Below are 26,452 nucleotides of genomic sequence, written 5' to 3' on the forward strand. Positions count from 1 at the left end.
CTGTTTTACCCGTCTAGTCCTCACCAGTCAGCTCGCTTACTGTTCTCCCAACGCCAACGGGAGATCGACATGCACAAGCGCACACTCGGCAACAGCTCACTCGAAGTATCCGCCCTCGGCTTTGGCTGCATGGGCTTGAGTCACGGCTACGGCCCGGCGACGGATACCCAACAAGCCATTGCACTGATCCGTTCAGCCGTTGACCGAGGCGTGACGTTCTTCGACACCGCCGAGGTCTACGGCCCTTACCTGAACGAGCAAGTGGTCGGCGAAGCACTGGCGCCCGTTCGTGACAAAGTCGTCATCGCCACCAAGTTCGGCTTCACCTTCGGTGACGACAATAAGCAGCAGATTCTCAACAGCCGCCCCGAGCACATTCGGGAGGCCGTCGAGGGTTCGTTGAAGCGGTTGAAGACTGATTACATCGATTTGCTCTACCAGCACCGCGTCGATCCGGACGTGCCAATCGAGGACGTCGCCGGCGCGGTGAAAGATTTGATCAGCGAAGGCAAGGTCAAGCACTTCGGCCTGTCGGAGGCCGGCGCGCAAACCATTCGCCGCGCCCATGCGGTGCAACCGGTCACCGCGCTGCAAAGCGAATACTCGCTGTGGTGGCGCGAGCCCGAGCAGGAAATCCTGCCGACGCTTTGGGAATTGGGCATCGGCTTCGTGCCGTTCAGCCCACTAGGTAAAGGTTTCCTCACCGGCACGGTGTCGGCGGAGGCCACTTACGGCAGCGACGATTTTCGCAGCATCGTGCCGCGCTTCAGCCAGTCGGCGCTGCTAGCCAATCAGGGCCTCGTCGTGTTGATCCGTCAGATCGCCGCGCAGAAACAAGCCACACCGGCGCAGATCGCTTTGGCCTGGCTGCTCGCGCAGGCACCGTGGATTGTGCCGATCCCGGGAACGACCAAACTGCATCGCCTGGAAGAAAGCCTCGGCGGCGCGGACATCACGCTCGACGCTGCTGAACTCAAGGCAATTGACACCGCACTGGCGCAAATCCGTATCGAAGGCGAGCGTTATCCCGAGGCCCTCAAGGCGCGCGTCGGCCGATGAGTAACGATCATGATCCGCTGCGGCGCACCGTTATCGCCGCACTGGCCAGCGCCCCACTGCTGTCGCTCGCCGACACGCAAAGCACCAGTGAAACACCGCGCTCAGGCTCGCGGATTCTGGTCGCGTACTTCTCGCGCTCCGGCAATACCCGCGTGGTCGCCGGGCTGATCCAGCGTGGACTGGGTATAGCCGCAGCATCCTCGTCCAGCACGCGCCGAAAGCCAAGGTGCTGGAAGGTTTTGTGATGGAGGGTGAGCAGGAGCGCAAGACCATGGAACGCGTGAACGGCTGGCTGAGCGATCACCCTGTCACGCGTTAATTGAATTTGTACCGAGTGACATCTTGAAAATCCGCACGCTGGCCACGGCCCCCGCGCGGCACCGCTTCACGACCTGAACGGAGTTGATCTGATGAACATCGACGTCCGCAACCACACCGCCCTTCCCGCACTCATGGCGCTCTGTCTGAGTGTCGGGGCAATGTTCAGTGTTACCACTCACGCAGCCGAGGCATCGCAACCCATGACCAGCACGCCAGCAAGCGCAGCAACTTTGTCCAGCCAACAACAATCGATTCCACTGATCGCCGCGTTCATGGCGACCAGCGACATGTCCAACCTCAACACGGCGCTCAACCAGGGACTCGATGCCGGCCTGACCATCAGCGAAACCCGGGAAATTCTCGTGCAGCTCTACGCCTATGTCGGCTTCCCGCGCAGCCTGAACGCCTTGAACGAATTGATGACTGTGGTGCAAGCGCGCAAACAGCGCGGCATTGACGATGCGCCGGGGCGTGAACCGAGCCGGGCGATTCCGACCGGTGATGAACTGCTGGCCGCCGGCACCGCCAATCAAACGAAGATCTCCGGCGCTCCGGTCAAAGGCCCGGTGTTCGAGTTCGCCCCGGTAGCCAACCAGTTCCTGCAAACCCACCTGTTCGGCGACATCTTCGAGCGCGACAACCTCGACTGGCAAAGCCGCGAACTGGCGACCGTCGGGGCGCTGGCGGCAACGCCGGGGGTGGAATCGCAATTGCGCTCGCACATGGCGGCGAGCCTGCGCGTGGGACTCAGCGCAGCAAAGTTGCACGAGGTCATTGAACTGCTGAAAAAACACGGCGACGCGCAGACGGCTGAACGTGCAGATGGGGCGCTGAAAGAGGCACTCGCGGCTTCAAACAAGTGATCGCCCGTTTGACCTGACGCAGCAATTGCTCAAAGAAACATAGCCGGACTCAGCCAAACACTTTCGCACTGCAAGCAACTCTCGGGGGTCGCGCATCCGTGCGCAACCTGCTTTCATGGATTAATTCCGCGCCCCCCATCAGAGATTCTCATCAATGTCCCGCGCCAACCTCAACGACCTGCAAGGCGATACTTACGGCCTTAAAACGGAAATTTCAGCGAACACTGCAAACCCGGGCTCATGTTGAGCATCGACATCTCGCCCCGCAGTTGGCGGGTCAGGGATTTGATGATCTTCATTCCCACGGACGAATGCTGTTTCAGATCAAACCCCGCAGGCAGCCCCGCGCCCTTATCGGTCACGTTCAGCAGCACCTGACCAGCAGCGGCCTTCAGCTCGATAAACACGTCCCCCGCCGACTTGTCGGCGTAGGCGTATTTAAGGGCATTGGTGACCAGTTCATTCAGCACCAGCGCCAACGGGATCGCCTTGTCCAGCGGCAGGATGACGTCGTCCAGGTCGATCACGAAGCGTGTTTGCGCCGAGGCTGAACCGCGCAGCCCATCGATCAACTCGGCCAGATAAATACCTGCGTTGACCGTTTCCACTTGATCGGCCTGATACAGCTTTTCGTGGACGGCGGCGATGCTCATGATCCGCCGGCTGGTATCGACGAGTGCCGCGCGGGCGACGGGATCTGCCAATTGGCGTATTTGCAGCTGGATCAGCCCGATGATCAGTTGCAGGTGATTCTTCGTCCGATGGTTGATTTCCTTGAGGAGCATGTCCTTTTGCTCAAGCAGCTGATTTTTCTGCCGCAGCGAGCGCCTTAGCTCCATTTGCGCCATGACCTGTTTGGCCAACGTCACCAGGGCGATTTGCTGTTGCGGGCTCAGCTGTCGCGGGTGTCGGTCGAGAATGCACAGCGTCCCGAGGCCGTAGCCTTCCGCCGTCTCCAGCAAGCAGCCGGCGTAGAAGCGCAAACCTTCATCGGCCGTCACCAACGGGTTGGAGCTCATCCTCGGGTCAGCGCGCAGATCGGGTATGACGGTGATGCCGGGCTGCAGAAGGACGTGACGGCAGATGGAAACGTCCAAGGGTGTTTCGCGGATTCCCAAGCCTGTTTCCGCCTTGAACCACTGGCGGTGGCGGTCTATCAGGTTCATCACCGAAATTGGCGCGTCGCAGATGGCGGCGGCCAGGCTCACGAGCTCGTCAAAATCCGCTTCGCGTGGGGTATCGAGGATTTCATAGCCGTGCAGCACGGCAAGACGTTCGGGCGAGTCGCACGGGTCGATGAAGCTCTGCGAAATCATTAGGGCTCCAGCATAGGGAGGCACGCGCCATGGGTTCAAAACGCAAGGAATCGAATGCAGGCGTGCGCAGTGAGACAGGAAAGGAGCAGAGCATACACGCAATCGGTACCTGCCCGCCGCGCAGACTGATGCCCGCCGTGCAGACTGATGGCCGTTGGTAAGCTCGCTGAATCCGGCGCGGCGTCCATACTGTGGTTCTCCCGGACTGCTTTCTATCAACCCTTTCGGAAACCGACATGCCCACCCCAGAATCCGCCCTGCTGCAGAGCTGGCACGCCAACGCCGACGCGTGGATCGACGTCATCCGCAGCGGTGCCATTGAGAGCCGCCAGCAGGTGACTGATCAAGCCGTTCTACTGGCGATCATCGGGCGTCAGCCGGCGCGTGTGCTTGATCTGGGTTGCGGCGAAGGCTGGTTGCTGCGGGCGTTGGCGGATCGGGGGATTGAGGCGGTAGGCGTCGATGGCGATGCGACGCTGGTGGACGCGGCACGTCTGGCCGGCACTTGCACCGTGCATGTCGCTGACTACGACGCGTTGGTCGAGGCGAAGGTTGATGTCGGCCGCGATTACGATTTGATCTGCGCGAATTTTTCGCTGCTGCATCAGGACATCATTCCATTGCTGGCTGCGATGAATGCCCTGCTGGCTCCGGGCGGCGCCCTGATCATCCAGACCTTGCACCCATGGGCCGTTGCGGCAGGCGATTATCAGGATGGCTGGCGCGAAGAATCGTTCGCCGGGTTCAAGGGCCAGTGGCAGCCGATGCCGTGGTATTTCCGCACGTTGTCGAGCTGGTTCAATGCGCTGGATATGGCCGGGTTGCGGCTGGTCGGCCTACAAGAGCCGCAGCACCCGCAAAGCCCGGTTCCGCAGTCACTACTGATGGTGGCTGAGCGCAACTGATATCCAAAAAACACCGCTAACCCTATAGGAGCCGAGCTTGCTCGCGAAGGCGTCGGCACAGCTTGAGCCTATGTTGCTTGATACGCCGCCTTCGCGAGCAAGCTCGGCTCCTACGAGGGTTACGCGGTTTGCAGGATCAATCGCGGGCCGCGCAGGCGATACTGCGCCAACAAACGCATGACGTAGCCGACTTTGATCAGGGTCGGGCCGAGGATAGTCAGCGCGTGCATCGCCACCAGCAGCGCAATCGGCATGTGGCCGTCGTAGAGATAAGCGCCGTAGATCCCGGCCAGCAGCATGATCAGACCGGCAACAAGGACTTTGCTCGACAGGTGCAGAACGTTCAGCGGGCTTTCGAAGAAAGTGAGCATGGTGACGGACTCCTGGGCTGTTCAGTTTTGTACCTTGACCACTTCAAGTCTCGTGCCAGATTTATAATCCAACAAAATCAGCCACCTGCAAAAATCAGAGTCAAATTGACACAGATCAATAAAGGTCTTTTTGACTCGGATATTTGTCATTAAGACTACACTCAGCTCAAACCATCAACGCCATCGCCTAAAAGCAAACCAATATCATTTGCGCGACCTGCGTCCTTTTGCTTTAATCGCGACCCATTCCTATTTAGACCCGTAACGGTCGCTCTGGACGCTTGCTCTGATGACGGTCGCCGACACCTCACTCGTGCAGAATCTCTACCTCAGCCATCACCGCTGGCTGCACGAGCTATTGCGTCGGCGCCTGAGCAACGCAATGGATGCCGCCGACCTTGCGCATGACACTTTCATCCGCGTGCTCAAGCGTCCGCAAACCTTCAACGGCGAAGTCCACGAACGCTCTTATCTGGCGACCATTGCCCGAGGCTTGTGCGTCGATCACTGGCGCCGTCGGCAACTGGAACAGACCTGGCTGGAAACCCTCGCCAATCGCCCGCCGGCCCTGCAGCCCTCGCCCGAGCAACAGGCGATCATCGTCGAGACGCTGCTGGAAGTGGACGCCATGCTGCAGCGCCTGCCGCAGCGGGTCAGCGACGCGTTCATCCTCGCGCAATTGCACGGCATGCCCTACAAACTGATCGCCGAACAGATCGGCGTCAGCGAGCGGATGATCAAGAAATATCTGGCGCAGGCAATGATGCATTGCGCCATTCTTGAAGCCGAACTCGATGGTCTGCTGATTGAATAACGCCACGCAAACACTCAGCCACGCCAGCCTCGAACAAGCGGCGCACTGGTACGTGCAATTGCATGACGAGCCGGTCGCCGAACAGGAACATCTGCGCTGGCAGGCCTGGCTGGCACAAAGCCCTGAGCATCAGGCGGCTTGGCGTTATATCGAACGGGTCGGCCAGCGTTTTGCGCCGTTGCAGCAAGAGACCGAAGCCGTCAGCCACACCTTGCGCAGCAGCGCGCGCACGTCAATCAGCCGTCGTCAGTCGCTCAAAGGTTTGTTGATTTTGGCCGCGACCGGCATGGCCGGATGGGCGATCGAGCGCAACACGCCGCTGATGGATTCAGTCGAGCGGTTTTCTGCCGACCTCTCGACCGGCACCGGCGAAACCCGCGAAGCGACGTTGAGCGACGGCAGCCGCATCTGGCTCAACGCCTTGAGTGCCCTGAATGTGCGTTTCGATGCGCACCAGCGCCTGCTGCAACTGCGCGCCGGCGAAGTGCTGATCGACACAGCCAAAGACCTCGACCGAGCCTTTTGGGTCGAGACCGAACATGGCCACATGCGTGCGCTGGGCACGCGTTTCAGCGTACGGCAGAACGAGCACAACACCGTACTGAATGTCTTTGAAGGCGCGGTCGAAGCCACTAACCGTCAGGGCGAAACCGCCGTGATTCAGGCCGGCCAGCAAATCAACTTCAGCACTGAACGCATGAACATCACCAGCGCTGCCGATCCCTCCCGCGAGGCCTGGCGCCGGGGTGTGTTGCTGGCCGATAACCTGCCGCTGGGCAAGTTGATCGAAGAACTCAGCCGCTATCGAGCGGGGCATCTGCATTGCGATCCGGTCGTGGCCGCGCTGCCGGTGATGGGTTCATTCCCGCTCAAGGACACCGATCAAGCCTTGCGACTGCTGGAAGCGGCGCTGCCGATCCGCATCAACAAAACCTTCGATTGGTGGGTCAGCGTCGGGCCGAAAGCCTGAGGGGGTTTTTCATATCGCGGTTCCCTTTTCGCGGGTTCATTCGGTTAACCACTAGCCCCCTCATTTCGTTGATTGCCCAGGGAACTCCATGTTGCGCTCTACCCTCGCCCGCACTCGTTTTGCCTTGGCCGTGGCGTCTGCCATGCCAGCGGTGTGCGCGTTGGCGGAGGGGCAGATACAGCATTATTCGGTTGCGCCCGGATCGTTGGTCACAGTGCTCAACCGCTTCGCCGAACAAAGCGGCGTGTTTATCGCCGGGCACAATGACCTTGCAGCGGACAAGCGCAGCCCCGGTCTCAGCGGCGATTTCACGCCACAACAGGCGCTGCAAATCCTGCTCAAGGGCAGCGGCCTGCAAGCCCAGCCGCAAACGGACGGCGGTTATGTTTTGCGCAGTACAGCCATTGCAAATCCGCTGCAATTGGACGCCACCACCATCAACGGCAAAACCCTCGGCGCGATCACCGAGGACACTCACGCCTACACCACCGGCGTCAGCGCATCCGCTACCGGACTGGCGCTGTCGCTGCGCGAAACCCCGCAATCGGTGACCGTGATCACCCGCCAGCAAATCGATGACCAAGGCGCCAACGGCATCGCCGATGTGCTGCGCCGCGCGCCGGGGATCAGCGTGCAGAACTACGACAGCGAACGCTGGGAGTTTTCCAGCCGTGGCGCGCCGATCACCAATTTCCAGTACGACGGCGTCAATACCGACTACGACGGCGTCTACGATTACGGCACCACCAGCACCGACATGGCGACCTTCGACCGCGTCGAAATCATCAAGGGCGCGACGGGATTGATGACCGGTTCGGGCGACCCTTCGGCCACGGTGAACCTGATCCGCAAACGCCCTACTCCGGCGTTCAAAGCCTCGCTCAGTGGCAGCGTCGGGTCGTGGGACAACTACCGCAGCGAAGCCGATATCTCCGGCGCTCTGAACAGCAACCTGCGTGCACGTTTTGTCGGCGTTCATCAGGAGCGCAGCGCCCACGCCGATCACTACCAGAACACCAAGGACATCGCCTACGCCATCGTCGAAGCCGATCTCAGTCCGGACACTCTGCTGACCTTCGGTTTCGACCAGCAAAACACTCGCTCACGCGGCGCGAGCTGGACGGGCTTTCCGATGTTCTACAGCGATGGTTCACGGACGAATTTCTCTCGCTCGTTCAACCCGGCCACTGACTGGAGCCGTCGCGATTTCAGTAACCAAACCTTGTTCGCTTCCGTCGCCCGACAACTGCAAAACGACTGGACGCTGAAACTCAGCTACGACCGCAAACACCGCGAGCACGACACCCTGATCGGCTCGGCCAGCGGCGGTAATCCAGATCCGGTGACCGGCGATGGCATGTTCCTCTACATGGGCAAATTCAAGGGCAACGAGGTGCAGGACAACGTCGATCTCAACCTCGGTGGGCCGTTCTCGTTGTTCGGTCGCGAGCACCAGATGATCATCGGTTTCATGTCGATGAACACGCGCCAGAACAACCCGGTGTACGGCTCGGTTTATCCGCCGCTGGACGGCAGTATCTTCGACTGGCACGGCGAGTTCGCCAAACCCGATATCCCGCAGATCGGCACCGACGACATCAGCCAGCGCCAGACCGGCGCGTACGTCTCGACCCGCTTCAAGGCCAGCGACGACCTGGCGCTGATCCTCGGCGGACGCGTCAGTGATTTCACCGCCAGCGATCACCTCGACTACAGCGACCCGGCCACGGTCGATGTGCGCGATGGCTACCGCCAGACCGGGGTGGTCACGCCTTACGCCGGCGCGGTCTACGACCTCAACGCGACCTACTCGCTGTACACCAGTTACACGCGCATTTATCAGCCGCAACTGAGCAAGGACGCCGCGCGCCAAGTGCTCGACCCGGTGCAAGGCGACAGCTATGAAGCGGGGATAAAAGCCGAGTATTTCGACGGTCGGGTCAACGCCAGTTTTGCCGTGTTTCGCATCGAGCAGGACAACGTCGCCGAGCAGGTCAGCGGCTTCGACACGCAGACTGTTTATCGCGCGGTGCAAGGCGCGACCACCAAAGGTTTCGAGTTGGAACTGGCTGGCGAAGTCGCCGACGGCTGGAACCTCTCCGCCGGTTACGCCTACAACCACACCCGCGATGCCAACGGCGATCCGGTCTATGCCTCGATCCTGCAAACCACCGCGCCAGAGCAGTTAGTCCGCCTGTTCAGCAGCTATCGCCTGCCCGGTGTCTGGCAAAACCTGACCCTGGGCGGCGGCATCAGTTGGCAGAGCGAATTCTTCGGCAACGTGTTCCAGCCCGGCGCCGATCAGAACGTGCGCATCACTCAGGACAGTTATTACCTGGTCGACGCGATGGCGCGCTACCGCTTCAACGAACATTTGAGCACCACGCTCAATGTGAAAAACCTCTTCGACAAAACCTACTACACCGGCCTCGGCAACTTCGGCACCGGCTTCTACGGCGAACCGCGCAGCCTGCAACTGGCAGCGCGCTGGGATTTTTGACGCCGCGACTTGTCGATCTACGGCACTGCCATTCGACCAAGGACTGTCTACGCTGAAAGTCCAGCGTGTCTAACCTGCCGAGGATGACTGCCATGCAACGCTTTCAAAAAATCACGCCGTGCCTGTGGTTCGACGATCAGGCCGAAGCGGCGGCGAAGTTCTATTGCTCGATCTTCGATCACGCGAAAATCACCGGCCTGACCCACTACAGCAAGGTCGGTCAGGAATTTCACGGCAAGCCGGAAGGCGCGGTGATGACCGTCAGTTTTGAGCTCGATGGCCATACCTTCACTGGACTCAACGGGGGGCCGATGTTCACGTTCAGTGAAGCGATTTCGTTTCAGGTCAATTGTCAGAATCAGGAAGAAGTCGACCATTTCTGGGGCCAACTGTCTGCAGGCGGCCCGGTCGAGGCGCAGCAGTGTGGCTGGCTCAAGGACAAGTTCGGCGTGTCGTGGCAAATCGTCCCGGTGGCGTTCATGCAAATGATGCTGGACGCCGACACCAGCAAGTCGCAGCGGGCCATGCAGGCGATGTTCAAAATGAAAAAACTCGACATTGCCGAACTGGAACGGGCCTTTGCCGGCCAGAGCTAATACACTCGGGCACTGGCCTGCCGGGAATAACCATAATGAAACACGCTGCCGCCAAAAACCCTGAAAAAGCCCCGCGCTTCTGGCGCGACGACGCCCTGCCCTTTATCGAAGCGCGGGCCATCGCCGATGGTCGCGAAGTCTGTTACGCCCGGCATTCCCACGCGCACTTTTCCATCGGCGCGATCACTGCCGGGCGCAGTACTTATGTGCATGAACAGGCGCAATTCGAGGTGGCGGCGGGCACCGTGGTGCTGATGAATCCGGGCGACGTGCATGCCTGCAATCCGATTGATGATCAGCCGTGGTCGTACGTGATGCTGTACGTCGAAACGCCGTGGCTGACGGATTTGCAGCATCAGTTGGGGTTTGGTGAGGATCTGGAATTTCGCCGGTTTTCCGCCACGCACTTGCAGGATGCGGCGCTGTTTCGCGGCTTGATGGCGCTGTACGAAGTGTTGGTCGACGATCAGCAGGATGTGCTGCGTAAACAGAGCACGGCGGTGGAGTTTTTCAGTGATCTGCAGCTGCGTCTGAACCCGGCCGGGCAAGCGTTGCGCGAGCCGAATTTCAAACTGGAACGGGCGGCGGATTTCATTCGTGAGCACTGCACGGAACTGCTCAGCCTTGAGGATATTTGCGCGGCGGCGCAGCTTTCACCGTCGTATTTGATCCGCGCGTTCAAGCAGCATTACGGCATGACCCCGCATGCGTTTTTGGTCAATCAGCGCATCCAGTTTGCCCGCGAGCGTTTGCGTGGCGGGCAGTTGATTGCCGATGTAGCGCTGGAGGCTGGGTTTGCTGATCAGGCGCATTTTCAGCGCGCGTTCAAACAACACCTGGCCGCAACCCCCGGCCAGTATCGCGGCTGACCGCGATCCAATGTAGGAGTGAGCCTGCTCGCGATAGAGGTGTGTCAGCCACACATTTTTTACTGAAAGACCGCTATCGCGAGCAGGCTCACTCCTACAAGGGGTCAGGTGATCAGCAGGTAAATTGCGCTGACTGCCAGCAAGAGCGCCATGCTGCGGTTAAACCAACGCATCCCCGCCGCATTGCTCAAATACCCGCGCAAGAACGTCCCGGCGTACACCCAGCAGCCCACCGACACATAGCAAATCACCAGGTACACCGCCGCAAACTGCCAGACCAACCGCGCCTCACCATCGGCGACAAACGCGCCCATCCCCGCTACACAGGCCAGCCACGCCTTGGGATTGAGCCATTGCATCACCGCGCCGTACAGCATCGACGGTGCCCGCGCTGAATCCTTGGCGTTCAGTTGCCCGTCATCGGTAGCCAATTTCCACGCCATGAACAGCAAAAACGCCACACCGGCCAGTTGCACCACGCGGGTCATGAACGGCCACAGTTGCAGCATTTCATGCAGCCCCAACCCCATCAGCACCAAGAGCAACACAAATCCTAACGTGGCCCCGGCGACATGCCGCTGACTGGCGCGAAAGCCGAACTGCGCCCCCGAACTCAACGCCACAATATTCACCGGCCCCGGCGTGATGGACGCCGCCAGCGCAAACGCCGCCATCGAAACAATCAGACTCATCGCACACCTGCTTCAAAACAAGGAACAAGGCGCCCACCCTAACCAGCGTCCGATCCCCAGTATTGAAGAAAATGCCCCTGCCCCTGTAGGAGCTGCCGAAGGCTGCGATCTTTTGATCTTGTCTTTTGAAAACAGGATCAAAAGATCGCAGCCTTCGGCAGCTCCTACAGGGGATTTTGTGGGTTAGTCCAGGCGTGGCACGGTGAAGCGGAATTCGCTGCCCTGCCCCGGTTCGCTCTCGGCGACGATCCGCCCGCCATGGGCCTCGACGATGCCTTGGGTGATGTACAAACCCAGGCCGGTGCCAGTCGGGTTGCCGTCCTTCACCGTCCAGTAACGATCGAACACGTGCGGCAGGTTTTCCTTGGGAATACCCTCGCCGCTGTCGCGCACGGTGAAGACAATTTCATCGCCCACCGACTTCGCACGCACGCCGACCGTGCCCAGACGCGGAGTGAATTTGATCGCGTTACCGATCAGATTCGACAGCACCTGAAACAGCCGCTCAGGATCGCCATGAATGCTCAGATCCGCGTCGGCCTCAAAGGAAATGCTGATGTCCTTGTCGATTGCCAACGGTGCGAGCAGCGATTGTGCCTCCTCAAACATCTGCCCGACGTCGAGTTTCTGCGGGTTGATGGTGTAGCGCCCGGCGTCGATTTTCGAGGTGTCGAGCAAGTCTTCCAGCAGCGTGTTCATGCGCCCGGCCGCTTGTTGCATGGTGTCGATAGCCGTGGAGATCCGTCGCGACGTATGCGGGCCGTCAGAGCTGAAGGCCTTCTGCATCATGCCGCAGAGCATCGAAATCACCGTCATCGGGTTGCGCAGATCGTGGGAAACCACCGCCACCAGCTCATCACGGGCACGCACCGCTTCCTGCTCGCGTCGAACCTGCCGCGCCAGATCATTTTCCAGCGCCGAACGCCGCAGATCGTTGGCCGCAAACAGATCGCCGTGGCTCCATTTGGTGGAGATCCCGGCCATCTCGACTTTCCAGATTTCGAACGACGTACGCGGGCGCAATCGCAGGCCGGCGTCGGAGTTTTCCAGATCCAGCGGTTTGCGCGGATCACCACTCCAATTGATGTTTTCCTTCACCTCGGGGCGGAACCAAAGCACGCCGTTGTCGACCGGTTTCGGCAGGCTCATGGCGAGCACACCGCTGGCGACTTGCTGATAGTGCGCGGCCGGCGGGTAAACGCTGGCCAGATGATGACTGGAGAACACCGCCTCGCCGCTGTCCTGCAACCACTTGTGCAGGGCGCGGATTTCGTCCGGCTCCGGGCAGTTGCCGTAACGGTGCAATTGCTTGTCTTCGATGATCGCAATGCCGCCGGCGCCGGTCAGTGCCATCAGCACTTCAGGCTGGTTGGCCAGACCGTCGAATACATTCTGCGGCGAGTCGATCATCGCTTGATTGAGCATCGCCAGCGCGTCGACTTTTGCTTCGCGCTGACGGCTGACTTCCAGTGCCTCCATCGCACTGATTTGCAGCGACAGCACTTGGCCGATGGTCTGGCAGGCGGCGCGCAATTCGTGCGGCACATGCAGCGGTTCGCGGTTGCCGCAGCTGATCAAGCCCCAGAGTTTGTCGCCCTTGAGCAGGGAAATACTCATCGACGACAGCACGCCCATGTTCTTCATGTATTGGCAGTGAATCGGCGACACGCTGCGCAGCGTGGCGAAACTCAAGTCCAGCGGCGTTTGCGTGTCCGGACGCAGCTTCGGCACCAGCGGCACCGGCTCGTACGCCGCATCCGGGATGATCCGCAGCCAGTTGGTGCGATACAGCTCGCGGGCCTGCTCGGGAATGTCGGACGCCGGGAAGAAAAGACCGTTGAACACTTCCATCGACGGATCGGAGGCTTCGGCAATGACTTGGCCGTGGCCCTCTTCTTCGAAGCGATAAATCAGCACCCGGTCGTAACCGGTCATCGCCTGAATTTCTTTGACGCTGATGTCGTACAGCGCCTGCAACGTCGTCGCGCCTTGCAGCCGTTGGAGCATGCGGCCCAAATGGGTTTCGCTGCCCGCCACGTTACGCGGCTGGAAGTTCTCGACGTGGATTTCCAGTTCGAGAATCAACACGCCTTGATGACGGTGCAGCAAGCCTTCGAACGCCATGTCGTTGAGTCGGAACAGCAATGGCGCCGAGTCGGACAAAGTTGGCTGTTGCAACGTCTCGCGTACTTGCGCGGCGCGTTCATCGCCAATCAGGCTTTGCAGCGGTTGTCCGATCAACTCCAGCGCAGGACGGCCGAGCAGGCTCTCGACGTTGGCGCTGACCTGAATGATCTCCAGCGCAGGCTCGCTCAAGGTCAGCAGCAACCCGTGCGGCTGGATCGCGCCGGGGAACCGAATCGGTTCGTCGGCACAGTTGGCCAGCAGTTCTTCAAAGGCTTGTTTGTCTTGCGGAGTCATGCCAGTACCTCCCGGCTTTCGAGCCAGCGCTCGAAACAACTGAATGTGGTGTGTGCGGCCGCCACAACGGCCTTGCGCTCGTCCGTATCCATCGGTCGACTGCCCAGGTATTCCATGAAATCACGCCAGCGACGACCGGTGGCGGCGCCGTAGACATCGAGAAAAGCCGCGCCGTTATCGGCTTCCAGGCCTAACCGCGCAGAGATTTCCCGGCGCAGGATTTGCCCGCCGAGCGTTGCGCCTTCGAGCACGTACAGTATGCCGAGGCAGCTAGCGCCAGAATTGATCTGCGGCAATTGGCTACAGATCGGCAGGCGGTTGATCGCTTCATCCGCGACGCCCAACGCTTGCAGGTCGCCGCGCAAGGTGGCGGTTTTGAGACGTGGCGTCAGATCAAAATCGGCGGGGATGCAGTGGCTGTCGAGCAATGCGCTTTCCAGCGGCAAATAGAAGCCGTAGTAAGCCTGCATCAGCCGTTGAAAAGCCTGAATATCGAGGGCGTCGGAGAAAAAAGGAAGGCGTTTTTCCAGCGCGATGTGCAGGTCGGCAGTGCCGGCTCGCAGATCTTGCAGCACCGGTGGCACATAAACTTCACGGGCCTTTGCTTGCATGTAGATCGCTCTTGGTGAGGCCGCCTGGGGCCATTCGGGGTTGGCATCGCATCGAGGGATTTTACACGGCACAGGTCATTTTTCTGACCCGACGACTAGTTTTTCCAGACGAAACCACCGCCCTCTGACCTATCAGAGTTTCAGATTTCGCAAAAAGTTCGAACGGTTTCGCCAGTACCGCCGGGCGCTGTACCGCGACAGCACTGCCTGACTGTACGGGTCGGGCCGCACGGGGGCTGTGATAAAAATGCGCTTCTGGTTTCTGGAGTGCTGTCATGGATCTCGCCACGCTGTCGCTGTTTCTCCCCGCCTGCTTCGCCCTGAACATGGCCCCCGGCCCGAACAATTTGCTGTCGGTGAGTAACGCCACACGTTACGGCTTTCAGCGCGCCTGCTTGGCGGGCATCGGGCGGATTCTGGCGTTTGCCGGGATGATTGCGCTCGCGGGCGCCGGTCTGTCGGTGGTGTTGCAGACGTCGGAATGGCTGTTTCAGGCGATCAAGATCGTCGGCGCGGGGTATTTGTTGTACATGGCCTGGCAACTGTGGCGCGCCAATACCGAAACCGAGGAGGAAATTGCCGGAGCTTCGGTGGGATTCTGGGCGTTGGCGCGACAGGAGTTTCTGGTGGCCGCCGGTAATCCGAAAGCGATCCTGTTGTTCACCGCGTTTTTGCCGCAGTTCGTCGACCCTGGCCGCCCGGTGCCAGCGCAGTTTGCCGTGTTGGGCGTGCTGTTTCTGTCGCTGGAGTGGATCGCCATCAGCGCCTACGCCTACATGGGCCTGCACATGCGCCGCTGGTTCGCCGAGCCGCGCGGCAAGCGTATTTTCAATCGCTGCTGCGCGGGACTGTTGTCGGCGGCGGCTTCGGTGTTGCTGCTGGCGAAACGGGCGTGAGGTTTACGCCTCGGACGGGCCTTTGAGTTCGACCTGATTGCCATCCGGGTCGAAGCAATACAGCGAGAGGCCTTTGCCTTCTGCGCCAAAACGCGATTCGGCTTTGGCCACGGTCAAGCCGAAGGATTGCAGATGTTCGGTCAGCGCCGCTTCATCGAACGGTTCGATGCGCAGGCAGAAGTGATCGACGTTACGCCGCTCGGCCCCGGCCGCCCCGCCGCCCTTGCGGCCGAGTTCGCCTTGCAGGTCGACGAGGTCGATCATTGAGGTGCCGGCGCGCAGATGGATCAGGCCCAGCGGCTCGTTGCGCTTGACCACCTCGGCGCCGAAAACCTGGCCGTAGAAATCGATGCTGCGTTGCAGATCCTCGACGCGCAGGACGATGTGATCGATGTGATGAATGGAAAACGGATGCATAACTCAACGCCTCACACAGTGTAGGAGCTGCCGCAGGCTGCGATCTTTTGATCTTTGGACGCGGAGCGTCCGCGGCTGCATTCCCACGCAGAGCGTGGGAACGATCAAACGCGGCCCGAGCCTTCGGCAGCTCCTACACGGTAGTTCAGGTGATGTGGGAATTCACTGTCGATTTTTCGGTGGAGCCATCGACAATCTGGTTTTACTCTCAAGCCATGAACATACAAACCGCTGTCCTGCCGCCCCACGCCGAGATGGTTCGCGCCATGCTTGAACGCGACACTGCCTATGAAGGCGTGTTCTTTACGGCCGTGAAAACCACCGGGATTTTCTGCCGCCCGAGTTGCACGGCGCGCAAGCCGAAACCGGAGAACGTCGAGTTTTTCGCCCATGCCGATGAATGCCTGTCGGCCGGTTATCGCGCCTGTCTGCGCTGCAAACCGCTGGACGCCGACGCCATTGCGCCGGACTGGGTGCAGACGCTGCTCAAAGCAGTCGAAGCTGATCCCGAGGTGCGCTGGACCGATGCGCAATTGCTCGCCGAAGGCATCGTGCCGCTGAAGTTGCGGCGCTGGTTCAAACAGCATTTCGGCATGACCTTCCATGCCTGGCTGCGCACGCGTCGATTGGGCATGGCGTTGGGTGGGATCAAGCAAGGCACGTCGATTGATCACGCGGCGTTCGACTCGGGGTATGAATCGCTCAGCGGTTTTCGTGATGCGTTTCAGAAGTCCTTCCACATCACGCCGGGGCGTGCGGCGCAGAGTGAACCGTTGCTGTTCACCCGCCTGACCACGCCGCTGGGGCCGATGATCGCCATGGCCGAACGTCGTGGGCTGGTGTTGCTGGAGTTTCTTGATCGCCCGGCGTTGACCCGCGAAGTCGAGGAATTGCAGAACCGCTACGGCTATGCGGTCGTGCCGGGACACAACGGACATCTGCAGCAGATCGAACAGCAACTGGCGGCGTACTTTGCCGGCACACTCAGCGAATTTACCGTGGCGCTGCATTTGCCCGGCAGCGAGTTTGCGCGGCAGGTCTGGGCGGCGCTGCGGCAAATTCCCTACGGGCAGACCAGCACCTACGGCACCATCGCCGCCGCGCTGGGCAAACCCGGCGCGAGTCGCGCGGTGGGCCTGGCCAACGGACACAATCGTTTATCGATTGTGGTGCCGTGTCATCGGGTGATTGGCGCGGATGGCTCGCTCACCGGCTATGGTGGAGGACAGCCGCGCAAGGCATTTCTGCTGAGGCTGGAAAACGCCGCGGTACAGCTCACGCAGCCCTTGGCCTTCTGACCAATTGATCGATCAACAAGAGGGAATTTTTGAAAAGCATGCTCCCCTATCAAGCGGCCAGCGAGTTTCTGGCCGCGCTCGACGAAGACTGGCAGCAGCACATCGCCGCTGTCGGCCCGTGCCTGCATCAACCGCATCCGGCGCGTGATCCGTACGAGTCGCTGGTGCGGGCGATTGCTTATCAGCAACTGCACGCTAGGGCTGGGGATGCAATTGTCGGGCGGCTGGTGGGGTTGTTTGGCGGAGAGTCCTTTCCGCGCCCCGAGCAGATCCTCGCGACTGACTTTGATCGAATGCGCAGTTGCGGCTTTTCGGGCGGCAAGATCGCGACCATTCAAGGGATCGCCCAAGCAACGCTGGACGGCGTGGTGCCGGATTATGCGACGGCCATGGCGATGGACGATGAGGCGCTGATCGAACGCTTGATCAGCCTGCGCGGGGTCGGTCGCTGGACGGTGGAAATGCTGCTGATCTACAGCCTTGAACGCATGGACATTCTGCCGGCGGACGACTTCGGCGTGCGTGAAGGTTATCGGCGATTGAAAAGCCTCGACGTACAACCGACACGCAAACAGATGATCGACATCGGCCAAGCCTGGAGCCCACACCGCACAGTCGCCGCATGGTACCTATGGCGCGTGGCCAAACCCTGAAACCCCAACGCTTATAGGTGCTGCGGAATCATGGGACTGTGTGATTGTGGGTCTGTAGGAGCTGTCGAGTGCAACGAGGCTGCGATCTTTTGATCCTGATCTTTTAAAAGCCAAAAGATCGCAGCCTCGTTGCACTCGACAGCTCCTACAGTGGAAATGAGAGTTCGGCCTCTGGGTGGGCGCCTGCTCACACCCACGCAACAGCCAGCAATCCCGCGCCAAGCACCACGCACAACGGCGAATACACCCACGTATCAAGCCGTGAAAATCGTGAGCCTTTGACCTCTTTGAAAAACCCCACCAGGTTCGAATCACCAATCGCCCGGGCGAACAGCAGCAGCGCAATCGCGCTGATCCCCCATTGCAGCGACCAGTGATGCACCGGCGCGAAGCCCCAACCCACGCGCATACACACCAGCGCCGCAATCACCAACAGCGCCGCCGCGACCAGCAACGTGATCCAGCCGGAAGGTTTGAACGCCGGGCGCACCGTCGCCACCAAACCTTGCACCGGCACTTGCGGCACGGCCGCCACCGCCGCCCATTGTCCGCCCAGCGCCCAGTACACATGCACCAGGGCGATCACCGCAAAAACCGTCACCAGCCATTGAGCCAACACAAAGGTCATGGTCGAGAATCCTTGGAAAGGGATTTGAACAAATCATCCTAGTTGGCATTTTTTGAAGTGCACGACCGATCGGCGGTACGGTAAAGTGCCGCCCCATGAAATTCTCCCGTACCGATCGCTCACTGCTGGCCTGGATGCTCTATTGCTGCGTCCTGTTCAACGTGTTCGCCTGCAGCATCGGTCACGGACAAATGGTCGGCATGCAGCTGAACGGTATCGGCGGCCAGTTCTGTACGGTCGACCCGGCCACGCAAGCGCCAATCGCCAGCAACCCCACCGAAGAAAAACTGCCGACCCTGTCCAAGGCGTTCGGCTGTCCGCTGTGCTCGGTCGGCGGCGGCATGGGCCCGGCGTTCAACTCCAGCCTGACCCTCGCCGTTCTGCCGGAGCAACACAGCCCACCGCTGGCACCGATCGTCAGTGCCGACCTCCCTGCCCGCTTCACCTGGCCCTCGGCCAACCCTCGTGCCCCACCGCTCGCCTGAGTGTTTCTGCCTTTTTTGATCTGTCAGCCCACTGCACCAACGCGCGGCGTGTGCCTGTGCGCTGACGCCTAGACAAGCATTCAGGATTCAATGATGAAACAACTCACTTTGCTGGCGAGCCTGTGCGGCTGCCTGTCCGTCAACGTCTGGGCGCAATCCACCGTGGATCTGGCGCCCATCACCATCGATGGCGAATCCGGCGCCGAACCGGGCCTGAGCCTCGACCAGTCCAGCGGCATGGCCTCGCGCCTCGGCCTCAGCGTGCGCGACACCCCGGCCTCGGTGGCCATCGCCAACCGCAACGACATCGAGCGCCATGGCGCACAGAACTTCCAGGACGCCGCCAACACCCTGCCCGGCGTCAATGCCAGCGCACCGCCGGGTTTCGGCGGCTTCGTCTCTTACCGCGGCTTCACCAGCAGCCAGATCACCCAGATGTTCAACGGCATCAACGTCTCCGGCGGTCTCGCCCGACCGGTGGACGCGTGGATCTACGACCGGGTGGAACTGGTCGGCGGTCCGTCGTCGCTGATCAACGGCGCAGGCTCGGTCGGCGGCTCGCTGAACTACGTGACCAAACTCGCCACGCGCGACGAGCAAGCCATCGAAGGCCGGGTCAGCTACGGCACTTACGACACCACCGAAACCGCGTTCGGCCTCAACCATGCCCTGACCGCCCCGAGCGCCGACATCCAGCACTACGCCCGACTCGACGTCAGCCACAACACCAGCAACGGCTACATCGACCGCCAGGAACGCGATGCCTGGAGCGTGGCGTTCTCGTTGCTCAGCGACCTGACGCCGGATCTGTCACATACGTTGGCGCTGGAATACCAGGACGAGCACGAGGACAGTCCGTATTGGGGAACCCCAGTGCTCAATCCCAAGGCCGGCGAGCTAAAGATCGACAAACACAACCGCCTCAACAACTACAACGTCGAAGATGGTCGCTACGAGCAACGAACCATCTGGGCTCGCTCGATCATCGACTACCGCATCAACGACAGCACCACCCTGCGCAACACGCTGTATCACCTCGACAGCCAGCGCGATTACCGCAACCTCGAAACCTACCAGTACAACGCCGACAACACGGCGGTGAACCGCTCAACCGCGTATCAGGTGCGCCATCAGGGCGAGCAGAACGGCAACCAGTTCGAACTGCGCCACGACAACACGCTGTTGGGACTTGAGACGACGTGGTCGGGTGGTTTCGAATACAAGGTCAACCAGACCACCAACTATCCGCTGAACGTCAAAGGCGCCAGCACTGTTGATCCGAACCATTACCGGCCGGGGCATTTCTACGACATACCCGGCACCAACCCGGCGTTGATCAGCGACAAGACCAACGAGGTCACCACCAAAGCCTTATTCGTGGAAAACCGCTTGGCGCTCACCGACAAACTGTCGCTGCTCACCGGTCTGCGTTATGACGATATCGACCTCGACGTGACCAACCACCGAGTGGTGACCGCCGCTAATCCCAAGCACCTCAAGCGCAGTTGGGAGCCGCTCACCGGCCGCGCCGGCCTGACGTACCAGTTCATCCCGTCGGCCAACGTTTACGTGCAATACAGCACCGCCGCCGAGCAGCCGAACGGCACCCAGGACTTCGACGTCTCGACGGGCAAGCAATGGGAAATCGGCAGCAAGTTCGATTATCTGAACGGGCGCGGTTCGGCGACCGTGGCGGCGTATACGATTGAGCGCAAAGACTTCGCCGTGACCGATCCACTGGATCCGACTAGCAGCATTCCGGTGGGTCAGCAGACGTCGAAAGGCATTGAGATCGCCAGCTCACTGCGGATCACCGACAAGTTACTGGCCGAAGGCAACTTCGCCTGGGTCGATGCGCAGTACGACGATTTCACCGAGAAAAACGCTGCCGGCGTGGTGGTGTCGCGCAAGGGCAACACGCCGACCAACGTGCCGGATCGGGTCGGCAATCTGTGGCTGACCTATGATTTTTCGCCGCAATGGCAAGGTGGGGTTGATGCGCGGTATGTGGCGTCGGTGTTTGCCGATACGGCCAATACGATGACAGTGCCGTCGTACACGTTGTTCGGCAGCTTCCTCAGCTACAAGGTGGATTCGCACACGACTGTGACCGGGCGGGTGCGCAATTTGACCAATGAGGTGTATGCCGAATTTGCGCATGTGTCGCCGGCGTATTACCTCGGGACGCCGCGTACTTTTGAATTGGCGGTGGCAACGAAATTCTAAAAAAACCTGTAGGAGCTGCCGAAGGCTGCGATCTTTTGATCTTGCTTTTAAAACAATCAAAATCAAAAGATCGCAGCCTTCGGCAGCTCCTACAGGATCGCGTCGGCTATAGACTTGCGGATACTTTTTCAGCCACATCCTTCGGTAACCAGGCCTGCCACACATCCGGATGCGCCTTCATAAACGCCACCGCCGCTTCCCGTGGCGCCGTGTGTTTCTCGCTCATCTCGGCCAACGCCTTGTTCAACGGCTCAATCGGGAAATCGACCTTGCTGAAGAACTCGGTAATCTGCGGATACTGCTTCTGAAACGGCGTCGACACGCCAATCGACAGCTTCGAAGCCAGTGACCGCGTTGGTTTTGGATTGGGATTATCGGCATCCGTCAGCGTCTTCCACGCTTCAGCATCAAATGCCGGCTCTTCCAGTTGCACCAGTTTGAATTTGCCCAGCAGCGGCGTCGGCGACCAATAGTAGAACAACACCGGCTTACCGCGACGAATCGACGAACTGATTTCGGCATCCAGCGCCGCGCCCGAACCACTGCGGAAATTGGTGTAGTCGTCCTGCAACCCGTACGCCGTCAGCTTCTGCTTGTTGACCACTTCCGAGGTCCAGCCGATCGGGCTGTTGAGGAACCGGCCCTTGCTCGGGTTTTCCGCATCCTTGAACACGTCCTTGTATTTTTTAAGGTCACTGACACTGCGCAAGTCCGGCGCCAGCGGCTTGATGCCTTTGGCCGCATCACCCTTGATCACATATTCCGGCACCCACCAGCCTTCGGTGGCGCCTTTGACGGTATCGCCGACGCTGACCACTTTGCCTTCCGCCTCAGCCTTGACCCACACCGGACTGCGCCCTGCCCACTCTTCACCAATGACCTGAATGTCATTGTTGGCCAGCGCGGTTTCCAGCGTGATGGTGGTGCCGGGCAGCGTGTCGGTCGGCAGCCCGTAGCCCTTCTCGACGATGATGCGCAACACATCGGTGATCAGGCTGCCGCTTTCCCAGTTCAGGTCAGCGAAATGGATCGGCGTCTCGGCCGCCATCACCGCTTGCGCCGACGTCAGCATCCCGAATGTCGCCACGCTGGCGGCCAATAACCGTCGAAATCCGTTCATCTATTACCCCTCGTGCTGTTCACAGCATTGGCAGGATGGCCTGACAGAAGACCGCAAGCCTCTGAATACTCAGTCAACTGACTGTAGCCGAGGTTCCAGTGTTTTCAGGTAGATGATCCGGTCGAGGTTATGTTTCAGATTTTTCCTGCAAGCTTTGTAGCTCGCGTCTGACCATGGCGGCGTATTCCGCAGGCCGCAAGGTGTAGATCTGCGACGCCACCCAGCCCAGCCAGGCGCCCTGCATTGGCGCCTTCGCCGCGTACAAACGCTGGGCCTCCTCGCGCGCCGTGTCGAGGTTCTGCGAGTGAAAGTCCGCCCGGCTCACTCGCTGGCCTTGAAGGTCACCAGTTCGCCTTTGCGCCATTTGGCGGCTTTGGCGGTGACGGCTTTCAGCGTCTTGGTCAGGCCTTCCTGCAGTTGCTCATTGGCGGCGAACACCGTGACTACGCTGTGGCCTTCCTTGAACAGAATTGCCTGGCCATCGGCCGTCGTGACAAAAGCGTAATCGCCCAGGCCATAGACCGTCAGTTTGATTTCGCGAAAACGGATGTCCATCTTGCCGCCTTCACGGCTGGGCAAGACCGACGCACTGAAATGATCGCCAACCTTGAGCTTGAGCCCGGGTTTGTCATCGACCACCAAGGCACTTTCGGTGTCGATTTCGGCGACGTAAATGCCTTCGGCGCTCTGCTCGGTGATGTAAACAAAACGCGATTGAAACAGCTTGACCAGCTTCGCACGCAAATCACCCAGCACGAACAAAGCATGCATATCGAGGTTACTGACTGCCAAAGAAACATCCCCACATCTGAAAAAGCCGCACACGGAAAACGCGCACGGCAAAAAAACGGCCAGGCCGACAGTGTTGCCAATAACGCTAATAAAAGTCCGAAGTGAGCCGACGGCTCATCGTTCGCGAGGTTGGTAAGACTACTGGAATGTCACTCGCGAAACTTGCCTCAACTGTCGCCAGAGCTTGAAGGAAAAATCCTCAGTGGCCGACAGATAAAACTGACTACGAACTTTAGGGAAAATTCTCACGAAAAAAAGCACTTTTCCGACATATCGCAACTGAAAAATTGCTTTAGATAACCCCCGTCGTCAACAGGTATTGGCGATTCTAGAGCAGCAATGCTCATTACGACTACCCGAAACGACCTGTAAATAGGGGTCGAACGATGAAAAGGACTTCATATGTGCACTCTAACCCACTTTGCCCTGCCCTCTGATGCACGCACCACATCGCCGCTGATCCTGCGTATCGCCACACCAGATGATCAGACACCTCGTTTTCAAGTGGTACCGGCTGGCAACTCGTTTTTTCACATCAAGGAAAAATCGACGGGTCGTGTAAGAGGTTTCCGCGAAGACCATAACGAAGCCTGTGCGCTAGCCCGCTCACTTGAATCGAAAATCGAACTCCTGGCGAACGGCTGCCTCAGATAAAGAGAGTGTTCGATCGCGTCACCCCGGCGCCCACACCAAGGAGCATACGATGGAACTGACAGCAAACAATCTGACGACCCTGTTCGACCAACTGGGATTGCCTTCGGAAGGCTCCGCTATCGACGATTTCATCGAGGCCCATCCGCTGCCTGCGGACGTCAAATTGATCGACGCCGACTTCTGGTCGCCACAACAAGCGCAATTGCTCAAAGAATGGTTACGTGCCGACGGCGATGAAGCGGTTATGGTCGATGAATTGAACGTACGCCTGCACCGCGGCAAGTAAAACCGATCAGTGCAGGCTGTCACCCGCCTTGGCTTGTAATTCTGCAAGCCATGCGGCCTTGCACTCTTCCGCTTCATCGCGACTGGCGAACGCGGTGCCGCGCCGCTCTCCATTCAATAACACCACCCAGCAGACGCTTTGCCCCATCGCGCGCAAACCCTCGGGGACACCGCTGCCGATCATCACGGCGACATCAACTCTGCACTGCATGCTGACCTCCCAAAATCATTAGCTAGCTAACTACGTAGTTAGATTAATGGTTTTCTACGGTAGGAAACAGCAACGGCCGTGCACAGATTCATTGCAGCAAAGGTAACAATCGCTCAGCGCGCACCTTCGGGTTTATAGCCCAGACGCAAACCGCCCCAATGCCGGCCCTTGATCATGATCGGCACCGACAGGTCATGCATCAACTCACGGGTGTCGCGGGTATAGGTCTGCAATAACACCGGTTGCTGATGGCTACCGCAGCGAATCCCGGTGCGATCGGCAAACTTGCGTTTGGTGCGATTGTTCAGCGCATCGACCTGCGCATCGCCAGTCAACGGCTTGCTGAATGCGTGATTGTGCGTCGGCACATAGCCCTGTTGCGTGCAGGCAATGGCGAAGACCAGCCCTTCGTGACGCGGCAGCAACGGCTCCTGAATCGCTGGCAGCACCTGATCGGTATAGCGATCGAAACGGGTCTGAAATTTCACCGGTTGAGTATTCGGGATCGGTTGGTACTGGCGATCAAACAGATCCTCCAGGCTGACCCGGCCCTGATCTATATCGGCTTCAAACTGCGCAGCAATCCGATTAGCGCCTTCGCGCGCCAGGTCGTAGATACGCTGGTGGTAGTCATCGAGGCCGACTTCGGCAAGCCGTTCGCTGATGGTTTCCGCCTGCCCTTCCATCTGCACGGCGGCGTCGGCGAGGCGGCGGGTCTGTTGATCGCTGATCGCCAGATCGCTGCGCATTTGCTCGATAGCTTTGAACAAACTGTCGAGTTGCTCGCGGTTGGTTTCCGCGCCCCGGGCGATTTCGCCGACCTGGGTTTCCACGCCAGCAGCCAGTCGCGCGATGTTTTCCAGGTGCTGACCGGTGTGCTCGACCTGCTCTACGCCGGTGTGCAGGTCGCTGGACAGCTCGCGAATCTGCTCGACCACTTGCGCGGTGCGTTGCTGAATGTCGGCAACCATCTCGCCGACTTCGCCGGTCGCCGACGCGGTTCGCGCTGCTAATCCACGCACTTCGTCAGCAACGACGGCAAAACCGCGCCCGTGTTCGCCAGCGCGGGCTGCTTCGATGGCAGCGTTGAGTGCCAACAGATTGGTCTGGCTGGCGATGGACTGAATCACCAGCGTCACTCGCTGGATGTCATCGCTGCGCACGCTCAAGGCTTCGATCAGCTCGCGGCTGGCGTTGGCGCGTTGACTGAGTTGGTGCATGCGCGAGATCGAATCGAGCAATTGCGTGCGCCCCGCCGCACTGCTGTGATGGGCTTCGCTGGCAGCGTTGAGCGCTTCGCGGCTGAGTTGCGAGGTCGCGTGTTCAGTGGCGATCATCACTTCGGCGTTGCTGACGATTTGCGCGGCGGCATTCAGTTGCGATTCGAGCTTGCTCGCCAGCTCTTTCACCGAAAAGGCAACGCCGGCCGCCGACAAGGCGTTATGGCTGGTCGTGTAGGAAAGGTCGCGGGTCAATTCAGAAATAGCGCTGCCGGAATCGGCAGGCTGTGCAGCGGGGACGGCTCGGGAACGCAGGCGCGGCAGCCAGACAATCAGCACCGCCAACGGCATTGCGAGGTACAGCGACCACTCACCCAGGGTCATGCCGGCCAACAACAGCATCAGGGCGATGCTTTGCAGGGTCGGTGCGAGCCAGCGGTTTTTCGGCAACAGCACTGGTGCAGGCAGAGCCCCAACCAGAGATCCATCTCTCGTCATATCATCACCCCACGCTTGTTTTCATTGTTGTGACTGCATTAAACGCCACTACAACGCCATTATCTATGGTCCGTTGGTCGTGGGGTCTTGCAGCAGGTCAATGAATCGGCGGGAAATGTTGCGGACGAGCAAAAGCAAAGATCGCAGCCCCGACATCTCCGTGTAGGAGCTGCCGAAGGCTGCGATCTTTTGCTGGCGACCCACATTCATGGGTCACCGCACAGCATCAAGCCTGACGCTGGTGCTTGTCGATCTGCTCGTGACGCTCTTGAGCTTCGATGCAGTACTTGGTGGTCGGGCTGATCAGCAGACGCTTCAGGCCAATGGCCTCGCCGCTGTCGTCGCACCAGCCAAAACTGTCTTCCTTGATGCGCTCAAGGGCTTGTTCCAGTTGCGGCAGCATGCGCTGGTCGCGATCGATCGCGTTCACCAGCCAAGTGCGCTCTTCTTCAACCGAAGCCGCGTCCGCCGGATCAGCCGGAGTGTCCAGGCTCTCGATGGCGATGCGATTTTGCTCAATGCGCTCGTGGGTTTCGACTTTCATGTTCTGCAACAGCTCAGAGAAAAAAGCGTGCTGCTCGGCATTCATGTAGTCATCTGCCGGCATGGCCAGCAACTTGTCCTTTGTCATTGATATCTCTATAAAAAAACGTGCATTAAGGCGAATTAGGGAGCGTTTCGGCAAACCGCGTGCGGCTGTCGAAAAGGCATCGTTTATTGCAAATGCCACCCGGCACTCAATTTACGAGGGGCGGCAGTCT

The 26,452-nt window shown here is 59.7% G+C and carries 28 protein-coding genes and 1 pseudogene; 16 read left to right on the forward strand and 13 right to left on the reverse strand.

Annotation, left to right across the window (positions count from 1 at the left end):
* The first annotated feature begins 69 nt into the window (after window positions 1-69).
* The 3 genes and pseudogenes from ACIOMO_RS05675 (at window position 70) to ACIOMO_RS05685 (ending at window position 2,243) form a co-directional block, all read left to right on the forward strand.
* On the forward strand, window positions 70-1,059 hold the full coding sequence (locus ACIOMO_RS05675) for an aldo/keto reductase (RefSeq protein WP_401238847.1): 990 nt from the start codon (window positions 70-72) through the stop codon (window positions 1,057-1,059).
* Window positions 1,056-1,378, forward strand: a pseudogene (locus ACIOMO_RS05680) (hypothetical protein). Before ACIOMO_RS05675 ends, ACIOMO_RS05680 begins: the two are co-directional and overlap by 4 nt.
* 91 nt (window positions 1,379-1,469) lie before the next feature.
* Window positions 1,470-2,243: a carboxymuconolactone decarboxylase family protein gene (locus ACIOMO_RS05685; protein ID WP_401238850.1), complete on the forward strand. Its 774-nt coding sequence runs from the start codon at window positions 1,470-1,472 to the stop codon at window positions 2,241-2,243.
* A 200-nt stretch (window positions 2,244-2,443) separates the two neighbouring features.
* Here the strand turns inward: ACIOMO_RS05685 and ACIOMO_RS05690 are convergent, their stop codons facing one another.
* Window positions 2,444-3,559: a sensor histidine kinase gene (locus tag ACIOMO_RS05690; protein ID WP_401238852.1), complete on the reverse strand. Its 1,116-nt coding sequence runs from the start codon at window positions 3,557-3,559 to the stop codon at window positions 2,444-2,446.
* Between the two features lie 236 nt (window positions 3,560-3,795).
* On the opposite strand from ACIOMO_RS05690, the gene ACIOMO_RS05695 reads away from it, so the two are divergent.
* Window positions 3,796-4,464, forward strand: a complete 669-nt coding sequence (locus tag ACIOMO_RS05695) for a class I SAM-dependent methyltransferase (protein WP_401238855.1) — start codon at window positions 3,796-3,798, stop codon at window positions 4,462-4,464.
* 119 nt (window positions 4,465-4,583) lie between these two features.
* On the opposite strand, the gene ACIOMO_RS05700 is transcribed toward ACIOMO_RS05695, so the two are convergent.
* On the reverse strand, window positions 4,584-4,835 hold the full coding sequence (locus ACIOMO_RS05700) for a transmembrane sensor/regulator PpyR (RefSeq protein ID WP_401238858.1): 252 nt from the start codon (window positions 4,833-4,835) through the stop codon (window positions 4,584-4,586).
* A gap of 289 nt (window positions 4,836-5,124) precedes the next feature.
* On the opposite strand from ACIOMO_RS05700, the gene ACIOMO_RS05705 reads away from it, so the two are divergent.
* The 5 genes from ACIOMO_RS05705 to ACIOMO_RS05725 all read left to right on the forward strand — a co-directional run bounded on the left by ACIOMO_RS05705 (window position 5,125) and on the right by ACIOMO_RS05725 (window position 10,584).
* Window positions 5,125-5,649 carry a sigma-70 family RNA polymerase sigma factor gene (locus tag ACIOMO_RS05705; protein ID WP_159815664.1) on the forward strand — a complete coding sequence of 175 codons (525 nt, stop codon included), beginning with the start codon at window positions 5,125-5,127 and terminating at the stop codon, window positions 5,647-5,649.
* Window positions 5,642-6,619, forward strand: a complete 978-nt coding sequence (locus tag ACIOMO_RS05710; protein WP_401238861.1) for a FecR domain-containing protein — start codon at window positions 5,642-5,644, stop codon at window positions 6,617-6,619. The genes ACIOMO_RS05705 and ACIOMO_RS05710 overlap by 8 nt, the downstream gene beginning before the upstream one ends.
* Before the next feature lie 142 nt (window positions 6,620-6,761).
* A complete protein-coding gene (locus ACIOMO_RS05715) occupies window positions 6,762-9,119 on the forward strand; it encodes a TonB-dependent siderophore receptor (RefSeq protein ID WP_401239443.1) in 2,358 nt (785 codons plus the stop codon).
* 92 nt (window positions 9,120-9,211) lie between these two features.
* Window positions 9,212-9,715 carry a VOC family protein gene (locus ACIOMO_RS05720; RefSeq protein ID WP_053119343.1) on the forward strand — a complete coding sequence of 168 codons (504 nt, stop codon included), beginning with the start codon at window positions 9,212-9,214 and terminating at the stop codon, window positions 9,713-9,715.
* 35 nt (window positions 9,716-9,750) lie between these two features.
* Window positions 9,751-10,584, forward strand: a complete 834-nt coding sequence (locus ACIOMO_RS05725) for an AraC family transcriptional regulator (protein WP_053119341.1) — start codon at window positions 9,751-9,753, stop codon at window positions 10,582-10,584.
* Window positions 10,585-10,688: 104 nt separating this feature from the next.
* Here ACIOMO_RS05725 and ACIOMO_RS05730 read toward each other — a convergent pair whose 3' ends face one another.
* The 3 genes from ACIOMO_RS05730 to ACIOMO_RS05740 form a co-directional block, all read right to left on the reverse strand.
* Window positions 10,689-11,276: a LysE family translocator gene (locus ACIOMO_RS05730; protein ID WP_401238865.1), complete on the reverse strand. Its 588-nt coding sequence runs from the start codon at window positions 11,274-11,276 to the stop codon at window positions 10,689-10,691.
* A gap of 183 nt (window positions 11,277-11,459) precedes the next feature.
* Window positions 11,460-13,697: an ATP-binding protein gene (locus ACIOMO_RS05735; RefSeq protein WP_401238867.1), complete on the reverse strand. Its 2,238-nt coding sequence runs from the start codon at window positions 13,695-13,697 to the stop codon at window positions 11,460-11,462.
* Window positions 13,694-14,308: a biliverdin-producing heme oxygenase gene (locus ACIOMO_RS05740; RefSeq protein ID WP_401238870.1), complete on the reverse strand. Its 615-nt coding sequence runs from the start codon at window positions 14,306-14,308 to the stop codon at window positions 13,694-13,696. Before ACIOMO_RS05740 ends, ACIOMO_RS05735 begins: the two co-directional genes overlap by 4 nt.
* 275 nt (window positions 14,309-14,583) lie before the next feature.
* Here ACIOMO_RS05740 and ACIOMO_RS05745 point away from each other — a divergent pair, with 275 nt between their 5' ends.
* Entirely contained in the window at window positions 14,584-15,204 is a 621-nt protein-coding gene (locus ACIOMO_RS05745) for a LysE family translocator (protein WP_401238873.1), read from the forward strand.
* Between the two features lie 3 nt (window positions 15,205-15,207).
* Here ACIOMO_RS05745 and ACIOMO_RS05750 read toward each other — a convergent pair whose 3' ends face one another.
* Window positions 15,208-15,621: a VOC family protein gene (locus ACIOMO_RS05750; protein ID WP_401238876.1), complete on the reverse strand. Its 414-nt coding sequence runs from the start codon at window positions 15,619-15,621 to the stop codon at window positions 15,208-15,210.
* A 215-nt stretch (window positions 15,622-15,836) separates the two neighbouring features.
* Between ACIOMO_RS05750 and ACIOMO_RS05755 the strand changes: the two genes are divergently transcribed.
* Window positions 15,837-16,919: a bifunctional transcriptional activator/DNA repair enzyme AdaA gene (locus ACIOMO_RS05755; protein WP_401238878.1), complete on the forward strand. Its 1,083-nt coding sequence runs from the start codon at window positions 15,837-15,839 to the stop codon at window positions 16,917-16,919.
* Between the two features lie 38 nt (window positions 16,920-16,957).
* Entirely contained in the window at window positions 16,958-17,572 is a 615-nt protein-coding gene (locus ACIOMO_RS05760; protein ID WP_401238881.1) for a DNA-3-methyladenine glycosylase family protein, read from the forward strand.
* A gap of 187 nt (window positions 17,573-17,759) precedes the next feature.
* Here ACIOMO_RS05760 and ACIOMO_RS05765 read toward each other — a convergent pair whose 3' ends face one another.
* Window positions 17,760-18,200, reverse strand: coding sequence for a DUF3995 domain-containing protein (locus ACIOMO_RS05765; protein WP_053120960.1), 441 nt, complete (start codon window positions 18,198-18,200; stop codon window positions 17,760-17,762).
* A gap of 95 nt (window positions 18,201-18,295) precedes the next feature.
* Here ACIOMO_RS05765 and ACIOMO_RS05770 point away from each other — a divergent pair, with 95 nt between their 5' ends.
* Both ACIOMO_RS05770 and ACIOMO_RS05775 read left to right on the forward strand, forming a co-directional pair.
* Entirely contained in the window at window positions 18,296-18,685 is a 390-nt protein-coding gene (locus tag ACIOMO_RS05770) for a DUF2946 domain-containing protein (protein ID WP_212545913.1), read from the forward strand.
* Window positions 18,686-18,778: 93 nt separating this feature from the next.
* Window positions 18,779-20,911, forward strand: coding sequence for a TonB-dependent receptor (locus tag ACIOMO_RS05775; protein ID WP_401238885.1), 2,133 nt, complete (start codon window positions 18,779-18,781; stop codon window positions 20,909-20,911).
* Window positions 20,912-21,017: 106 nt separating this feature from the next.
* Here the strand turns inward: ACIOMO_RS05775 and ACIOMO_RS05780 are convergent, their stop codons facing one another.
* From ACIOMO_RS05780 to ACIOMO_RS05790, 3 genes are all read right to left on the reverse strand, one after another.
* A complete protein-coding gene (locus tag ACIOMO_RS05780) occupies window positions 21,018-22,031 on the reverse strand; it encodes an ABC transporter substrate-binding protein (protein ID WP_401238887.1) in 1,014 nt (337 codons plus the stop codon).
* A 127-nt stretch (window positions 22,032-22,158) separates the two neighbouring features.
* Complete coding sequence (locus ACIOMO_RS05785; protein ID WP_053120968.1) at window positions 22,159-22,356, reverse strand: hypothetical protein; 198 nt, start codon at window positions 22,354-22,356, stop codon at window positions 22,159-22,161.
* Window positions 22,353-22,823, reverse strand: a complete 471-nt coding sequence (locus tag ACIOMO_RS05790) for a hypothetical protein (protein ID WP_082341448.1) — start codon at window positions 22,821-22,823, stop codon at window positions 22,353-22,355. The genes ACIOMO_RS05785 and ACIOMO_RS05790 overlap by 4 nt, the downstream gene beginning before the upstream one ends.
* A 402-nt stretch (window positions 22,824-23,225) precedes the next feature.
* On the opposite strand from ACIOMO_RS05790, the gene ACIOMO_RS05795 reads away from it, so the two are divergent.
* Window positions 23,226-23,477, forward strand: coding sequence for a hypothetical protein (locus ACIOMO_RS05795; protein ID WP_082341449.1), 252 nt, complete (start codon window positions 23,226-23,228; stop codon window positions 23,475-23,477).
* A gap of 49 nt (window positions 23,478-23,526) precedes the next feature.
* Window positions 23,527-23,763: a DUF2789 family protein gene (locus ACIOMO_RS05800; RefSeq protein ID WP_053120972.1), complete on the forward strand. Its 237-nt coding sequence runs from the start codon at window positions 23,527-23,529 to the stop codon at window positions 23,761-23,763.
* A gap of 6 nt (window positions 23,764-23,769) precedes the next feature.
* On the opposite strand, the gene ACIOMO_RS05805 is transcribed toward ACIOMO_RS05800, so the two are convergent.
* The 3 genes from ACIOMO_RS05805 to ACIOMO_RS05815 all read right to left on the reverse strand — a co-directional run bounded on the left by ACIOMO_RS05805 (window position 23,770) and on the right by ACIOMO_RS05815 (window position 26,322).
* Complete coding sequence (locus ACIOMO_RS05805) at window positions 23,770-23,973, reverse strand: hypothetical protein (RefSeq protein ID WP_053120974.1); 204 nt, start codon at window positions 23,971-23,973, stop codon at window positions 23,770-23,772.
* A 113-nt stretch (window positions 23,974-24,086) separates the two neighbouring features.
* The gene (locus ACIOMO_RS05810) at window positions 24,087-25,691 is read right to left on the reverse strand and encodes a methyl-accepting chemotaxis protein (protein WP_401238892.1); all 1,605 of its coding nucleotides are present in this window, start codon (window positions 25,689-25,691) and stop codon (window positions 24,087-24,089) included.
* 226 nt (window positions 25,692-25,917) lie between these two features.
* The gene (locus ACIOMO_RS05815; protein ID WP_007907888.1) at window positions 25,918-26,322 is read right to left on the reverse strand and encodes a TraR/DksA family transcriptional regulator; all 405 of its coding nucleotides are present in this window, start codon (window positions 26,320-26,322) and stop codon (window positions 25,918-25,920) included.
* Between the last annotated feature and the right edge of the window lie 130 nt (window positions 26,323-26,452).

This window comes from Pseudomonas sp. NPDC087804 (genome assembly GCF_044742965.1).
Taxonomy (GTDB): Bacteria; Pseudomonadota; Gammaproteobacteria; order Pseudomonadales; family Pseudomonadaceae; genus Aquipseudomonas; species Aquipseudomonas rustica.

Bases quoted from the DNA above. Each gene is read 5' to 3' on its own strand.
- ACIOMO_RS05795 (WP_082341449.1), top strand. From the start codon at position 23,226: ATGTGCACTCTAACCCACTTTGCCCTGCCCTCTGATGCACGCACCACA.
- ACIOMO_RS05810 (WP_401238892.1), bottom strand. From the start codon at position 25,691: ATGACGAGAGATGGATCTCTGGTTGGGGCTCTGCCTGCACCAGTGCTG.
- ACIOMO_RS05765 (WP_053120960.1), bottom strand. From the start codon at position 18,200: ATGACCTTTGTGTTGGCTCAATGGCTGGTGACGGTTTTTGCGGTGATC.
- ACIOMO_RS05740 (WP_401238870.1), bottom strand. From the start codon at position 14,308: ATGCAAGCAAAGGCCCGTGAAGTTTATGTGCCACCGGTGCTGCAAGAT.
- ACIOMO_RS05750 (WP_401238876.1), bottom strand. From the start codon at position 15,621: ATGCATCCGTTTTCCATTCATCACATCGATCACATCGTCCTGCGCGTC.
- ACIOMO_RS05700 (WP_401238858.1), bottom strand. From the start codon at position 4,835: ATGCTCACTTTCTTCGAAAGCCCGCTGAACGTTCTGCACCTGTCGAGC.
- ACIOMO_RS05715 (WP_401239443.1), top strand. From the start codon at position 6,762: ATGCCAGCGGTGTGCGCGTTGGCGGAGGGGCAGATACAGCATTATTCG.
- ACIOMO_RS05730 (WP_401238865.1), bottom strand. From the start codon at position 11,276: ATGAGTCTGATTGTTTCGATGGCGGCGTTTGCGCTGGCGGCGTCCATC.
- ACIOMO_RS05705 (WP_159815664.1), top strand. From the start codon at position 5,125: ATGACGGTCGCCGACACCTCACTCGTGCAGAATCTCTACCTCAGCCAT.
- ACIOMO_RS05780 (WP_401238887.1), bottom strand. From the start codon at position 22,031: ATGAACGGATTTCGACGGTTATTGGCCGCCAGCGTGGCGACATTCGGG.
- ACIOMO_RS05815 (WP_007907888.1), bottom strand. From the start codon at position 26,322: ATGACAAAGGACAAGTTGCTGGCCATGCCGGCAGATGACTACATGAAT.
- ACIOMO_RS05675 (WP_401238847.1), top strand. From the start codon at position 70: ATGCACAAGCGCACACTCGGCAACAGCTCACTCGAAGTATCCGCCCTC.
- ACIOMO_RS05770 (WP_212545913.1), top strand. From the start codon at position 18,296: ATGAAATTCTCCCGTACCGATCGCTCACTGCTGGCCTGGATGCTCTAT.
- ACIOMO_RS05720 (WP_053119343.1), top strand. From the start codon at position 9,212: ATGCAACGCTTTCAAAAAATCACGCCGTGCCTGTGGTTCGACGATCAG.
- ACIOMO_RS05775 (WP_401238885.1), top strand. From the start codon at position 18,779: ATGAAACAACTCACTTTGCTGGCGAGCCTGTGCGGCTGCCTGTCCGTC.
- ACIOMO_RS05760 (WP_401238881.1), top strand. From the start codon at position 16,958: ATGCTCCCCTATCAAGCGGCCAGCGAGTTTCTGGCCGCGCTCGACGAA.
- ACIOMO_RS05745 (WP_401238873.1), top strand. From the start codon at position 14,584: ATGGATCTCGCCACGCTGTCGCTGTTTCTCCCCGCCTGCTTCGCCCTG.
- ACIOMO_RS05690 (WP_401238852.1), bottom strand. From the start codon at position 3,559: ATGATTTCGCAGAGCTTCATCGACCCGTGCGACTCGCCCGAACGTCTT.
- ACIOMO_RS05735 (WP_401238867.1), bottom strand. From the start codon at position 13,697: ATGACTCCGCAAGACAAACAAGCCTTTGAAGAACTGCTGGCCAACTGT.
- ACIOMO_RS05755 (WP_401238878.1), top strand. From the start codon at position 15,837: ATGAACATACAAACCGCTGTCCTGCCGCCCCACGCCGAGATGGTTCGC.
- ACIOMO_RS05685 (WP_401238850.1), top strand. From the start codon at position 1,470: ATGAACATCGACGTCCGCAACCACACCGCCCTTCCCGCACTCATGGCG.
- ACIOMO_RS05800 (WP_053120972.1), top strand. From the start codon at position 23,527: ATGGAACTGACAGCAAACAATCTGACGACCCTGTTCGACCAACTGGGA.
- ACIOMO_RS05725 (WP_053119341.1), top strand. From the start codon at position 9,751: ATGAAACACGCTGCCGCCAAAAACCCTGAAAAAGCCCCGCGCTTCTGG.
- ACIOMO_RS05805 (WP_053120974.1), bottom strand. From the start codon at position 23,973: ATGCAGTGCAGAGTTGATGTCGCCGTGATGATCGGCAGCGGTGTCCCC.
- ACIOMO_RS05695 (WP_401238855.1), top strand. From the start codon at position 3,796: ATGCCCACCCCAGAATCCGCCCTGCTGCAGAGCTGGCACGCCAACGCC.